This is a genomic window from Streptomyces sp. 1-11 (genome assembly GCF_007176755.1).
Lineage (GTDB): Bacteria > Actinomycetota > Actinomycetes > Streptomycetales > Streptomycetaceae > Streptomyces.
This window is the reverse complement of sequence record NZ_BJTV01000008.1, coordinates 148,234-162,615: the sequence shown is the minus strand read 5'-3', so window position 1 is coordinate 162,615 and position 14,382 is coordinate 148,234. Positions and strand designations below refer to the sequence as shown.

Genomic DNA, 14,382 nt, shown 5'->3' with positions numbered 1-14,382 from the left:
CAATGACACGCCATGAACCTCCGACGGCCCGGTCGGGCCGCGCCGCGGTCCGCTCGGACCGGGGAGCGGCCGCACCCCGCCGTCGGCCGTCCCAGAAGCCCTGCGGGAGATCGAATGGTGGAGCAGTCCTCCGAGGTCCGGATAGCGGGACCGGACGAAGGCACGGACACCAGTCGGAGCGACGCGAATCCGGCGGCGGCAGCGGACACCGAACGGGAACTCGCCCTCGCGCTGGCCGACGTCGTGGGCACCGCGCACGTCCCGGTGGACGGCCACTTCTTCACCGACCTCGGCGCCAACTCGCTCGTGATGGCCCAGTTCTGCGCCCGGGTCAGGAAGAGAACCGACCTGCCCTCGCCGTCCATGAAGGACATCTACCGGTACCCCACGATCCGGAGCCTGACCGCGGCCCTCACGCCGACCGCTCCCGAGGCCGCGAAGCCCGAGGGCGCCGACGCGTCACCGCAGGCGCCCGCCGCGTCGCCGGAACGGGTACCGCGTACCAGCAGCCGTGATCATCTCCTCTGCGGTTTCCTCCAGTTACTGATCTTCCTGATGTACTCCCTGGCCGCCGGGTTCGTCACGGACCGCGGGTACCGGTGGGTCGCGGCCGGCTCGGGGCCGGCCGACATCTACGTGCGGTCACTGCTGTTCGGCGGCATCGGGTTCATCGCCCTGTGCGTGTTCCCCGTCGCCGCCAAGTGGGTGCTGGTGGGCCGCTGGAAACCCGGCGAGTTCCCGGTCTGGGGCCCGCGCTACCTGCGCTTCTGGTTCGTCAAGGCGCTGCTGCACGCGAACCCGATGATCCTCTTCGTCGGCACCCCGCTGTACGTGCTCTACCTGCGGGCCCTGGGCGCGCGGATCGGCAAGGGGGTCACGATCCTCTCCCGCTCCGTCCCGGTCTGCACCGACCTGGTGACGATCGGCGCCGGAACGGTGATCCGCAAGGACTCGTTCCTCCTCGGCTACCGGGCCCACTCGGGGCGGATCCAGACCGGCCGGATCACCCTCGGCCGGGACGTGTTCATCGGCGAGAAGACCGTCCTGGACATCGACACGTCGATGGGCGACGGGGCCCAGCTCGGCCACTCGTCGGCCCTGCACCGCGGCCAGGCGGTTCCGGCCGGCGCGCGCTGGCACGGCTCCCCTGCGGAGCCCGGCGGGACGGACTACGTACGGGTCGGACCGGCCCGGTGCGGGACCGCGCGCCGCGCGTGGTTCGGGATCGTCACACTGGCCCAGCTCTTCCTGCTGTACGTCCCGCTGGCCGTCGGCGGGGTGTACATGCTGTTCATCGAGGTGCCGGCGCTCGGCAGGCGGCTGGACCCGCAGACGGCCTCGCTGTCGTGGGCGGAACTGCTCCCCGACGCGCTGCTGCTGTCCCTCGTGCTGTTCGGCGGGTTCCTGGTGGGCGGACTGCTGGTGGTCTGCACGGTGCCGCGCCTGATGAGTTACGTGGTCAGGCCCGACCGGGTGTATCCGCTGTACGGCTTCCACTACACCGTGCACCGGGCGACGACCCGGATGACGAACGTCAGGTTCTTCGCCTGGCTCTTCGGCGACAGCTCCTACATCGTGCACTACCTGCGCGGCCTCGGGTACGACCTGTCGCACGTCGAGCAGACGGGTTCCAATTTCGGCACCGAGGTGCAGCACGAGACGCCGTTCCTGGTGACGGTCGGCAGCGGGACGATGGTCGCCGACGGGCTCTCCATCGTGAACGCCGACTACTCCAGCACGTCCTTCCGGGTCTCCCGGGCGTCGATCGGGGCGCGCAACTTCCTCGGCAACAACATCGCGTTCCCAGCCGGGGGCCGGACGGGCGAGAACTGCCTGCTGGCGACGAAGGTGATGGTGCCCCTCGACGGGGAGATCAGGGAAGGCGTCGGGCTGCTCGGCTCGCCGTGCTTCGAGATCCCCCGGACGGTGGAGCGGGACGCGCGGTTCGACGACCTCAGGACCGGCGAGACACTGCGCCGGCGGCTGGCCGCGAAGAACCGCTACAACCTGCGTTCCATGGCCGTGATGCTGGGCGCCCGGTGGCTGCACGTCTTCGGGCTCACCCTGCTCGCGCTGCTCTCGGCGGACCTGTACGGCACGGCGGGACAGGTGGTGATCGCCCTCTACCTGGCGGTCACGCTCGTCTTCACCACCGGCTACCACATCCTGGTGGAACGCGTGATCATGCGATTCGGCCGGCTGCGCCCGCGGTTGTGCTCCATCTACGACCCCGTGTTCTGGCGGCACGAGCGCCTGTGGAAGGTTCCGGACCGGCACCTGAACATCTTCAACGGCACCCCGTTCAAGAGCCTCGCGTGGCGCCTGATGGGCGTGCGGATCGGCCGCAGGGTGTTCGACGACGGCTGCTACCTCACGGAGCGGACCCTCGCCGTCATCGGGGACGACTGCACCCTGAACGTGGGGAGCAAGATCCAGTGCCACTCGCAGGAGGACGGCACCTTCAAGTCCGAGGGGACCACCCTCGGCGACGGCTGCACGCTGGGCGTCGGCTCCCATGTGCACTACGGCGTGACGGTGGGTGACGGCGCCGTGCTGGCCGCCGACTCCTTCCTGATGAAGGGCGAGGAGGTCCCGCCGCACGCGCGGTGGGGCGGCAACCCCGCCGTGGACATGCCCGAGGCCGCCGGCCCGCCCGGCGACCCGGCGGCACCGCCGAGTCCGGCCGGCGCCGCTTCGGCGACGGCGAGTTGAGGAAGGCCATTCGATGGGAGCGCGCGTGGATGCGGACCGGGAGTTCTGGAGCCGTGTGCTGACCGCCGGCGGTCTCACCGCGGTGCCGCGGTGGGTCCGCGAGCCGGTGCCGGGGGCCGCGGAGCACGAGACGGCCGTGCCGGACGACGTGGCCGGGGCGCTGCCCGCCCTCGGCGAGCGGTGCGGGGCGCCGGCCGGCGCGGTGCTGCTGGCGGCGCACGCCAAGGTGCTGGCGGCGCTCTCCGGCGAGCAGGAGGTGGTGACGGGGTACGCGGCCGGCGCGCGCGGGGAACCGCTGCCCTGCCGGCTCACCGTCCCGCCGGGGTCCTGGCGGGACCTCGTGGCGGCGGCCCGGCGGGCCGAGGCGGAGGTACGGGAGCACCGGACGTTCCCGGTGGCGGAGCTGCGCCGGGAGCTGGGCGTGGGCGAGCCCTCGTACAAGGTGGTGCTCGGGCCCCCGGAGGCCGCGGACGGCTTCCCCGACGAGGGTGTGCTCCAGGTGCGCTGGGCCGACCGGGACGGGCGGCCGGTGCTGCGGCTGCGCTACCGCACGGACGTGCTGGACGCCGCCTGCGCGGAGCGGATCGCCGGCTACCACCTGACGGCGCTGCGGCTGATGGCGGCCGACGTGGACGCCGGGCACGCGCGGCGGGGCCTGCTGGGCGACGACGAGGTGCGCGAGCAGCTCGAAGGTTTCGCCGGTCCGCACCGGCCGCTGCCGGACGCGCGGGCGCACGAGCTGTTCGAGCGGCGGGCACGGGAGCACCCGGGGGCCGTGGCGGCCGTGCAGGGCGACCGCGAGTGGTCCTACGGCGAGCTCAACGCGCGCGCGAACCGGCTGGCCCGGGCCCTGCTGGCGCGGGGTGTGGGCCGCGAGGACGTCGTCGCCGTCGTCACCGAACGCCATCTGGACTGGCTGGCCGCGACGCTGGCGGTGTTCAAGGCGGGGGCCGTGTACCTGCCGATCGAGCCGCACTTCCCCGCCGGCCGGATCGCGGCGACCCTGTCCCGGGCCGGCTGCCGGCTGGTGCTCACCGAGTCCGGCAGCACCGGCACCCTCGACGAGGCGCTGGCCACGCTCCCGGACACCGGGAAGCTGCTGGTGGAGGAGGCATACGCGGAGCCGCACGCCGGCACCGACCCCGGGGTGCGGGTCGACGCCGGGCAACTGGCCTACATCTACTTCACCTCCGGCTCCACCGGTGAGCCGAAGGGGGCGATGTGCGAGCACGCGGGGATGCTCAACCACCTCTTCGCCAAGATCGACGACCTGGGGATCGGCGAGGGCTCGGTGGTGGCGCAGACGGCCCCGCAGTGCTTCGACATCTCGCTGTGGCAACTGGTGTCCGCGCTGCTGGTGGGCGGGCGGACGCTGCTGGTCCCGCAGGACGTGATCGTGGACGTGGAGCGGTTCGTCGACACGCTGGCCGAAGGCCGGGTCACCGTGGCGCAGCTCGTGCCCTCCTACCTGGAGGTGGTGGTCGCGTATCTGGAGCGGCGCCCCCGTGCCCTTCCCGACCTGCGCTGCGTGTCGGTGACGGGTGAGGCGCTGAAGCGGGAGCTGGTCCAGCGGTGGTTCGCGAACCGGCCGGGGACCGCGCTGGTCAACGCCTACGGCCTGACGGAGACCTCGGACGACACCAACCACGAGGTCATGCACGGGGTGCCCGAGCGTGTGCTGCTGGGCCGCGCGGTCGGCAACGTCCGCGTGCTCGTCGTGGACGAGCGGCTCTCGCTGGTGCCGATGGGGGCCCCGGGCCTGATCTCGTTCTCCGGCGTCTGTGTGGGCCGGGGGTACGTCAACGACCCGGAACGCACCCGGGAGGCGTACCGCGAGGACCCGTACCGGCCGGGTGAGCGGCTCTACCTGGGAGGCGACTGGGGGCGCTGGCATCCGGACGGCAGGCTGGAGTTCCTGGGCCGCCGGGACAACCAGGTCAAGATCCGGGGCTTCCGCATCGAGATCGGCGAGATCGAGAACACGCTGCTGCGGGTGGCCGGGGTGCGGGACGCGGCGGTGGTCGTCGCCGAGCAGGCCGGCGGGAGCAAGCACCTGATCGCCTACTACACGGGGGAACGGCAGGCCGTGGAGGCGCTGCGGGAGTCGCTGGGCGGCGTGCTGCCCGGCTACATGGTGCCCTCGGCCTTCCACTGGCGGCGGGAACTGCCGCTGACCGCGAACGGCAAGACCGACCGCAAGGCGCTCACCGCGCTGGCCGAGCGGGCGCCCGAGCCCGTGGCCGGCGACGCCGCCGCGACGCGGGAGGGTGCCGCGCTCACCCCGGCCGAGCGGAAACTGGCGGCCGCCTGGTCCGAGTTGCTGGGCGTGCCCGAGCACCGGATCGCCCGCACGGACCACTTCTTCGACCTGGGCGGCACCTCGCTGACGGCGGTCCGGCTCACCATCGCCCTCGACCGCGCGGTGTCCCTGAAGGACATCACCCGGCACCCGGTCCTCGCGGACCTCGCGGCCGTGGCCGACGGCGCGGGCCGGCGGCGCACCGAACTGCTCCAGCCCCTGTCGCGGGCGGACTCCGGCGCCGACACCGTCCTGGTGTGCTTCCCGTACGCCGGCGGCAACGCCGTCAACTACCAGCCGATGGCGGGCGCGCTGGAGGGCAGTGGCCTGGCGGTGCTCGCCGTGGACCTGCCCGGTCACGACCTGTCCGACCGTCCCGAGCCGTTCGCCTCGATCGCGCGGGTGGCGGAGCGGGTCGCCGACGAGATCGCCGCGCGCGGCCCGGCCCGGGTCATGCTGTGGGGCCACTCGTCCGGGGCGGCGGCGGCTCTAGAGACGGCCAGGCGGCTGGCGGAGCGCGGGGTCGAGGTGACCCGGGTGTTCCTCGGCGCCCAGCTGCTCGGCACCGCCGAGGCACGGCGGGCCGCAGCGGAGGAGCTGATCGGTCCGAGCGACGCCGAGATCGCCGCGCGGCTGACCTCGGACAGCGGCTACACCGAACTCGCCGAGCTGAACGACCGGCACGCCGGGCACATCGGCGCCGCCTACCGGCACGACTGCGTCTCCGCGCACCGCTACTTCCGCGACGCGCTCCGGAACCCGCCGGCGGTACGGCTGGCCGCGCCGGTCTCGGTGGTCGTCGCCGCCGACGACCCGCACACCGCCGGGCACGCCGACCGGCACCGCGACTGGCTGCTGCTGGCCGAGCGCGTGGAGCTGCACGAACTCCCCGACGGCGGCCACTACTTCCCGCGCACGCGGCCGGCCGAGGCGGCGCGGGCCGTCCTGACCGCCACCGCTCCCCTGGCGTCTTCCTGAACCTCGCCCAGCCCGCGCCGGGCAACGAAAGGAATCCGAGATGTCCTCCTCACCTCTGGCCACCTCGCTCGACGTGGAGCTCCGGCCGGACCGTCCCGCCGTCGTGCGCGTCGGCTCCCCCGGTGATGCGGCGAGCTGGGCGGCCGAGCACCGCGAGTCGCTGCGCGCGCAGGTCACCGAGCACGGGGCGCTGGTCGTCCGCGGCCTGGAGCTGCGGGACGCGGACCGGGCGGGAGCCGTCATCGCCGGGCTGGCCGGCGGCCTCATGGCGGAGCGGGAGGCGTTCGCCCCCCGGGAACCGCTCGGTTCGGGCCTGTACTCGTCGACGGCGTGGCCGGCCAACCAGCCGATGTGCATGCACCACGAGCTGAGTTACGCGCTCGAGGTGCCCGGTCTGATGCTGTTCGCGTGCCTGACCCCGCCCGCCGAGGGCGGCGCGACCGCGGTGGCCGACGCCGAGGAGGTACTCAAGGCGCTGCCCGCCGGTCTCACGGGGAAGTTCGAGCGCGAGGGCTGGCTGCTGACCCGGAGCTACAACGACGAGATCGGGTCCTCCCTCGCGGAGTCGTTCGGCACCGAGGACCGTGCCGAGATCGAGCGCTACTGCCGTTCCCATGCCATCGACTTCCACTGGCAGCCGGACGGTTCGCTGCGCACCGAGCAGCGCCGCAGCGCCGTGGTGCGGCATCCGCTGACCGGCCGGCGCTGCTGGTTCAACCAGATCGCCTTCCTCAACGAGTGGACGCTCGCCCCCGAGGTGCGCGAGTACCTGGTGGACGAGTACGGCGTGGACGGCCTGCCGTTCAACACCCGCTACGGCGACGGCACCCCGATCGGCGAGGACGTCGTCCAGGCACTCAACGCGACATACGAGAAGCACACCAGGCGCGAACCCTGGCAGGCCGGCGACCTGCTGCTGGTGGACAACATCCGCACCGCGCACAGCAGGGAGCCCTTCACCGGTGAGCGGCGGGTGGTGGTCGGCATGGCCGAGCCGCGGCGCCTTGCCGACGGCTCCCCCACTCCGGAGGCGAGTGAGCGATGACCCATCTTCTGTCGACCGGGACCCAGCCGGCCCAGCCGGGCCCGGCCAGCGTGCCGACGTTCGCGGTGGTCTCCGGCGAGCAGGTGCAACAGGCGCTCGGCGGGCGCGAGAAACAGATCGTGGAGCTGGTCGAGGCCACCTACCGGCTGCACGGCGCCGGGGACTCGGTGAACCCGCCGTCGTACTTCCTGCGCTTCCCCGACCGGCCCACCTCCCGGATCATCGCGCTGCCGGCCTCCATCGGCGGTTCGGTGAACGTGGACGGCATGAAGTGGATCTCCAGTTTCCCGGAGAACGTCGGTGCCGGGCTGCCCCGGGCCTCCGCGGTGCTCATCCTCAACGACCACGACACGGGCTATCCGTTCGCGTGCATGGAGAGTTCCATCATCAGCGCCTGCAGGACGGCGGCGTCCGCCGCGCTGGCGGCGGACTGGCTCAGCCGCACCCGTGTGCGTCCCACCCGGGTGGGCTTCTTCGGCACCGGCCTGATCGCCCGCTACATCCACACCTATCTGGCCGGCACCGGCTGGGCGTTCGACTCGATCGGCGTGCACGACCTGTCCGCCGACAGCGCCGCGGGCTTCTGCGGCTATCTGCGCGGGACCGGTACCGCGGCGCGGGTCACCGTCCACGATAGCGCCGAGGCGCTCATCCGCTCCAGCGACCTCGTGGTCTTCGCCACCGTCGCCGGCCGGCCGCACGTCACGTCGCCGGCCTGGTTCGACCACAACCCGCTGGTGCTGCACGTGTCGTTGCGCGACCTCGACCCGGAGATCCTGCTCGGCGCGGCGAACTTCGTCGACGACGTCGAGCACTGCCTGAAGGCCGACACCTCTCCGCACCTGGCCGAACAGCGCACCGGCGACCGCGACTTTCTGAACGGTACCCTCAACGACGTGATGCTCGGGCGGGCCGTGCCACCGCAGGACCAGCCGGTGATCTTCTCGCCGTTCGGCCTCGGCGTCCTCGATCTCGCCGTCGGAAAGTACGTCTACGACGAAGTGGCCCGGGCGGGGAACCTCCGCCTCGTCGACGACTTCTTCCACGACCTGCGCCGGCACGGCTGAGGCCGTCCCCCGGCCGGGACCAGGAGGCCCGCCGTGCCCGTCATCTCCTCCCCCAGCGCCTTCAACGAAGGCAACCTCTTCGTCGACCTGGAATCGATCTTCGGTTGTCCCCTCTACCTGAAATGCGAGGGCTTCAACTTCGCCGGCTCCATCAAGCTGAAAGCCGCGAACGAGATGGTGGAGAGCGCCGAGCGGGACGGGGTCCTGAGGCCGGACTCCGTGCTCGTGGAGTCCTCGTCGGGGAACCTGGGCGTGGCGCTCAGCATGATCGCGGCGAGCAAGGGCTACCGCTTCCTGTGCGTCACCGACGCCCGCTGCAACCTGTCGACCAGGCTGCTGATGGAGGCCCTCGGCAGCCAGGTGCACGTGGTCGCCGACCTGGACGCCAACGGCGGCTTCCTCGGCACCCGGCTGGACTACGTGCGTTCGCTGTGCGAGTCCGACGACCGGTACGTGTGGCTCAGCCAGTACACCAACCCGGGCAACTGGCGGGCCCACTACCGGACCACCGGGCCGGAGATCGCCAGTCACTTCCCGCGTCTTGACGTGCTGTTCGTCGGGGCGGGCACCACCGGGACCCTGATGGGCTGCGCGCGCTTCTTCCGCCGGTGGCACCGGCCGGTGCGGATCGTGGCGGTGGACAGCGTGGGCTCGGTGGCCTTCGGCGGGGAGCCGGGCCGCCGGATGATCCCCGGCCTGGGCATGAGCATGCGCCCGCCGCTGCTGGACGAGTCCCTCGTGGACGAGGTGATCAGGGTGGAGGAGGCCGACACCATCCGCACCTGTCACCGCATGGCCAGGCGCGGCTTCCTGTTCGGCGGCTCCACCGGGACGGTGGTCAGCGGGGCCACCGACTGGCTGGCCGAGCACGGCAGCAGCGGCGTCACCGCGGTGGCCATCGCGCCCGACCTCGGCGAGCGCTATCTCGACACCATCTACCAGACCAACTGGCTGCAGGACCTGTACGGCGAGCACATCCTCGACCAGGTGCGGGATCCGGTCCAGGTGGACGGCGTGGACGGTGTGGACGGCGCCTGGCGGGAGGCCGGCTCCGCGACCCGGTCGCCGGAGCGCCGCAGAAGGCGGTAGTCCCGCTTTGGTCCGCGGGGCCGCCTCGGAGGAGTACAGTATTCATCAGCCGATGAATTATGGTTCTCCGGAGAGGCGGGGACATGATGGAGCGGACCACGTGCTGTGTGGTGGGAGGCGGTCCCGCCGGCATGGTGCTCGCCCTGCTGCTGGCGCGGACCGGCGTCGACGTGACGGTGCTGGAGAAGCACGGCGACTTCCTCCGCGACTTCCGCGGCGACACCGTGCACCCCTCGACCCTGGCGCTGCTGGACGACCTGGGGCTGGCCGAGCGCTTCGCCCGGCTGCCGCAGCGCAGGGTGCGCACCGTCCAGCTGCCGGTGGGCGACGGGGGCGCGCCGGTCACGGTCGCCGACCTCTCGGTGCTGCGCGGCCGCTACAACTACGTCGCGATGGTCCCCCAGTGGGACCTGCTGGACCTGCTGGCGGCCGAGGCCCGGCGCGAGCCGTCCTTCCGCCTGCGGATGAACACCGAGGCGACCGCCCTGCTGACCGAGGGCGGCCGGGTGACCGGGGTGCGCTACCGCACCGGCGACGGCCGCACCGGCGAACTGCGCGCCGTGCTCACCGTCGCCTGCGACGGCCGCGGCTCCCTGGCGCGCGGCCGGCCGGAACTGGGGCTGCGCCGCTTCGGCTGCCCGATGGACGCGTGGTGGTTCCGGCTGCCGCGCCGCGAGGGCGATCCGAGCGGGCTGGTCGGCGGCGCCGGGGACCGTCTGCTGGCCGCGATGATCGACCGCGGTCAGTACTGGCAGTGCGCGACCCTCATCCGCAAGGGCACCGACCGGCAGCGCCGGGCGGCCGGCCTGGACCGCTTCCGGGCCGACTTCGCCGCCGCCGTCCCCTGGATCGCCGACCGCACCGGGCAGCTCGGCTCATGGGACGAGGTCCGGCTGCTCGACGTACGCCTGGACCGGCTGCGCCGCTGGCACCGGCCGGGGCTGCTGTGCATCGGCGACGCCGCGCACGCCATGTCCCCGGTCTTCGGCATCGGCATCAACCTGGCCGTCGAGGACGCGGTGGCCGCCGCCCGGTATCTTGCCGGGCCGCTGCGGCGCGGGAGCGTGGGGCTGCGCGACGTGCGCCGGGTGCAGCGCAGGCGCCGGCCCACCACGGTCGCCACCCAGGCGCTGCAGCGGGCGGCCCACGCCCGGCTCGTGGCGCCGGTGCTGGACGGGCGGCCGCCGCTGGGCGGCGCGACGCGCGCCCGGCGTCTCGCCGGACTGCTCACGCGATCGCGGCTCGCCCGGCTGCCGGCGTACTTCATCGGCTACGGCGCGCTGCGGGAGCGCCCGCCCGAGGCGGCGGTCCGGTGACCGCCGTCCGCGAGCCCTCCCGCCGCACCGCGGCCGGCCGGACGTCAGATGCGGCCGCCGGTGAACCGGGTGATCGGTCCCAGGGTGCGGCGGCCCGAGCGGCGGCCCGCCGCGTAGGACGCGACGCCCACCGCGGTGACGCCCGCGCTCACGCCCGCGGCGACGAGCTTGCGGTGCGCGAGGACCGTCCAGGCCGTCGTGGCCACCGTGGCGACCCGGCCCGAGGCCACGACGGCCGCCCGCCGTCCCGCTTCGACGCCCTTGGCGGCCGCGCTCACCGTGCCGGCCACGCCGTCGGCGGCGCGTCCGGTGGCCTTCTTCGCCGCTGACGCCCCGTCAGCCGCCTTCGCCTCGGCCTGCTTCGCCGCGCCGGAGGCCGGAGCGGTCGCCTTGGCGGCGGTGCGACGGGCCGCCGAGGCGGCCGTGCGCTTCTTGTCCTGCGTCTGCTGACTGGTGCCCTTGTTCGGTTCACTCATGGAATGCGGCTTGCCCCTCAAGGAGCCCGCAAACGTGGCCGGGTGCCCGCCCGACGCGGGGGTGGGGGCGCGCGCCGGGCGGTAGCCTGCTCGTGAGGACAGTCATGGCCGATGAGGTACGCATCCGGCTCCTCGGCGGTTTCGCCGTGACGGTCGAGGACCGCCCGGTCGCCACCGGGGCGTGGCGGCTGCGCAAGGCGAGGACCCTGCTCAAACTGCTCTGCCTGGCACCGGGCCACCGGCTGCACCGGGAACGGCTCTACGACCTGCTGTGGCCGGACCTCGACGGCACGGCCGCGTCGAACAACCTGCACCAGGTGCTGTACGCCGCACGGCGCGCGCTGGCCTCCGCCGGGGCGCGCGGCGAGATCGTCGTGCTGCGCGACGACATGGTGCTGCTCGGCCCGGACGGCGGGGTGCGCGTCGATCTGGACGAGGTGGAGGAGGCGGTCCGGCGGGCCGCGTCCGGCGGCTCGGCGGCCGGCTGGCGCGCCGCCCTCGCCCTGGCCGACGCCGATCTGCTGCCCGAGGACCGGTACGAACCCTGGGCGGCCGAGGCGGCCGAGGCGCTCGGGACACGGCGCACGGCCGTCCGGCTGGAGCTGGCCGAGGCGCTGCGGCGCGAGCACGGCACGGCCGAGGCGGTGGACGTGCTGCGGGCGCTGGTCGCCCGCGACCCGATGGACGAACCCGGGCTGCGGGCCCTGATGCGGGCCCTGGCCGAGTCCGGGCGGCGCGCCGAGGCGCTGGCGGCGTACGAGCGGCTGCGCGACACGCTCCGCGGGGAGACCGGCGCCGATCCCGACCCGCAGACCCGCAGTCTGTACCGGGTGCTGCTGGCCGGCTCGGCGGAGCCGCCGACGGAGACCGGCGGGCGGCCCGCCGGCGGCCGGCGGGGCCGGCTGCCGACGCCGGCGACCGGGCTCGTCGGCCGGGAGCGGGAGATCGCCGAGGTACGGCGGCTGCTGAGGCGCGGCGGGCTGCTCACCCTCACCGGAACCGGCGGCTGCGGCAAGACCCGGCTGGCGCTCGCCGTGGCGGACCGGTGCGGCGGCGAACACCCGGACGGGGCGTGGTTCGTGGACCTCTCCGCGCTGACGGAGCCGGACCTGGTCCCCGAAACCGTCGCCGCCGCGCTCGGACTGCGCCTCCCGTCGTCCGGCGGGGCCCGGGAAGCGCTGCTGGCGCAGCTCGGCGGCCGGGCGACGCTGCTGGTCCTGGACAACTGCGAGCACCTGGTCGACGCGTGCGCCGCCCTCGTCTCGCTGATCACCGCCCGCTGCCCGGGAGTCGCCGTGCTGGCCACCAGCCGGGAGCCGCTGCGCAGTTACGGCGAGCGCACTTTCCGGGTGCCGTCCCTCGGGCTGCCCGACCCGCGGCGGCTGCCGCCCGTGGAGGAACTGGCCCGCTTCGCCTCCGTACGGCTGTTCCTGGACCGGGCCGCCGACGCGGCGCCGGGCTTCCGGCTGACCGCGCTGAACGCGGCGGCCGTGGCGCGGATCTGCTTCCGGCTCGACGGCATGCCCCTGGCCCTGGAACTGGCGGCGGCCCGGGTGCACTTGCTGGCGCCGGAGCAGATCGCCGAACGGCTCGACGACGCGCTCGCCCTGCTCAGCCGGGGCAGCCGGCACGGCGTGACCCGGCAGCAGACGCTGCTGGCCACCCTGGAGTGGAGCCACCGGCTGCTCGACGGCGCCGAGCAGTGCCTGTTCCGCAGGCTCGCCGTCTTCACCGGCGGCTTCTCCCTCGCGGCGGCCGAGGACGTCTGCGCGGACGGCGAACCGGCCGGCCCGGTGCTCGACCTCCTCGGCCGGCTGGCCGACAAGTCCCTGGTGAGCGTGGAGCCCGGACCGCACGAGGCCCGGTACCGGCTGCTGGAGACCATCCGGCAGTACGCCGCCCAACTCCTGTGCGACAGCGGGGAGTCGGCGGCGGTCGAGGCCCGGCACCGGCGGTTCTACCTGCGGCTCGCCGAGGCGCGGGACCATGAGCCGGCCACCGGGGTCGCCGGCGCGACCGCACTGGAACTGGAGGCCGACTACGGCAACCTGCGGGCCGCACTGCACTCCTTCCTGCGCCACCGGCCGGACAGCGCGCTGCGGCTGGCGGTGGCGCTGCGCTCGTTCTGGCCCGAGCGCGGCCGGCTCGCCGAGGGCCGGCGCTGGCTGGACGACGCCCTGGCCGCCGCGCCGGAGCCCACCCCGCAGCGGGCGACGGCGCTGATGGGCCGGGCCGTACTGGCGATCCGGCTCGGTGACGGCTCCCCGCTGGAGGGCATCGCGGCCGAGATCGTCGGGATCCACCGGCGGCGGGCGGACCCGGCGGCCCTGGCGCACGCCTGCTACCAGCAGGGGATCCTGCTGTGGATGCGCGGCGCCTGGGAGAGGGCCCGCGAAGCGCTGGACCGGGCCCGCTCGCTGGCTCTGGAGGCGGGCGTGCCGTCGGTCCTCGCCGCCGTCGCCCACCTCGACGCCGTCTGGGCGGTCTGCCGCGGCGAGGGCGGGGCGGCCCGCCGGGCCTGTGATGAGAGTCTGCGGCTGCTGGACGACGTCGGGGCCGTGACCGGTCCGTTCTTCCCGGTCATGACACCGGGTTACACCGTGGTGAGCGACGCCGCCGGGCAGGTGTCGCTGTTCTTCGAGGAGACGGTGCTCACCGGCCGCACCGTCGGTCCGGCCCGGGCCCGGGGCCACGTCCTGACGACCCTCGCCTGGGCCGCCCGCCTGGCGGGCGACACGGACGCCGCCACGGAGGCGGCGGAACGCGGCGCCGAGTGCTTCCGTGCGCTCGCCGACCCGCACGGGGAGTCCCTGGCCCTCAACGTGCTGGGCAACATCCACCGCGACGGCGACCACGACACGGCGCGGAAATGCCTCGGGACGGCGCTGGCGGTCAGACGCCGGCTCGGCGACCGCCGGGAGGAGGGCGTCACGCTCGGCTGTCTCGGCCTGCTGCACCTGGCCGCCGGAGACACCGGGAGCGCGCGGGCCGTCCTCGCCCGGGCACTGGCCGGCTTCGAGGAGACCGACGACCTGCCCGGCGCCGTCAACACCCTGCTCCACCTCGGGCTCACGGCCCGGGCCTCGGGCGACCCCGCGCGGGCCCGCGCGCTGCTGGCCCGCGCCCGGCGCCTGGAGCGGGTCCCCGGCTCGGTGCCCGCCGCGGGATGGGTCGAGCTGATGCTGTCCCGCCTGCTGGAGGAGGCCGGCGACCGGGACGCCGCCGCGGCGGCGGCCGCCCGCGCCGGGGCCCACTTCGCCCGCCTCGGCCACCGGCGCGGCGCCGCCGTCCCGGGCGGCCCGGTGCCGCCGCCGGAGGGGCACAGCGGATGCTGAGTGGTTGCTAAGAGGCGCCGCCTACGGTCACGGGCATCAGCGCAAGCACTCGTGACCGAGGAGCC

8 protein-coding genes are annotated in these 14,382 nt (G+C 74.1%); 7 read left to right on the top strand and 1 reads right to left on the bottom strand.

The genetic code is table 11. The features are described 5' to 3' along the window. Positions 1–114 precede the first annotated feature (114 nt). The 6 genes from TNCT1_RS19010 (at position 115) to TNCT1_RS18985 (ending at position 10,506) form a co-directional block, all read left to right on the top strand. Positions 115–2,712: a Pls/PosA family non-ribosomal peptide synthetase gene (locus TNCT1_RS19010; RefSeq protein WP_143633620.1), complete on the top strand. Its 2,598-nt coding sequence runs from the start codon at positions 115–117 to the stop codon at positions 2,710–2,712. A 13-nt stretch (positions 2,713–2,725) separates the two neighbouring features. Then, positions 2,726–5,989: an amino acid adenylation domain-containing protein gene (locus TNCT1_RS19005; protein ID WP_143633618.1), complete on the top strand. Its 3,264-nt coding sequence runs from the start codon at positions 2,726–2,728 to the stop codon at positions 5,987–5,989. 40 nt (positions 5,990–6,029) lie between these two features. After that, the gene (locus TNCT1_RS19000; protein WP_143633616.1) at positions 6,030–7,034 is read left to right on the top strand and encodes a TauD/TfdA family dioxygenase; all 1,005 of its coding nucleotides are present in this window, start codon (positions 6,030–6,032) and stop codon (positions 7,032–7,034) included. Then, positions 7,031–8,101 (top strand): 2,3-diaminopropionate biosynthesis protein SbnB, encoded by a 1,071-nt coding sequence (gene sbnB / locus TNCT1_RS18995; RefSeq protein ID WP_143633613.1) that lies wholly within the window; start codon positions 7,031–7,033, stop codon positions 8,099–8,101. The genes TNCT1_RS19000 and sbnB overlap by 4 nt, the downstream gene beginning before the upstream one ends. Before the next feature lie 33 nt (positions 8,102–8,134). Continuing rightward, on the top strand, positions 8,135–9,190 hold the full coding sequence (gene sbnA / locus TNCT1_RS18990; RefSeq protein WP_143633611.1) for a 2,3-diaminopropionate biosynthesis protein SbnA: 1,056 nt from the start codon (positions 8,135–8,137) through the stop codon (positions 9,188–9,190). Positions 9,191–9,276: 86 nt separating this feature from the next. Continuing rightward, the gene (locus tag TNCT1_RS18985) at positions 9,277–10,506 is read left to right on the top strand and encodes an FAD-dependent oxidoreductase (RefSeq protein ID WP_143633995.1); all 1,230 of its coding nucleotides are present in this window, start codon (positions 9,277–9,279) and stop codon (positions 10,504–10,506) included. Between the two features lie 44 nt (positions 10,507–10,550). Here the strand turns inward: TNCT1_RS18985 and TNCT1_RS18980 are convergent, their stop codons facing one another. Then, positions 10,551–10,982, bottom strand: coding sequence for a hypothetical protein (locus TNCT1_RS18980; RefSeq protein ID WP_143633608.1), 432 nt, complete (start codon positions 10,980–10,982; stop codon positions 10,551–10,553). 104 nt (positions 10,983–11,086) lie between these two features. Between TNCT1_RS18980 and TNCT1_RS18975 the strand changes: the two genes are divergently transcribed. Continuing rightward, entirely contained in the window at positions 11,087–14,317 is a 3,231-nt protein-coding gene (locus TNCT1_RS18975; protein WP_143633605.1) for a BTAD domain-containing putative transcriptional regulator, read from the top strand. Positions 14,318–14,382: the final 65 nt, after the last annotated feature.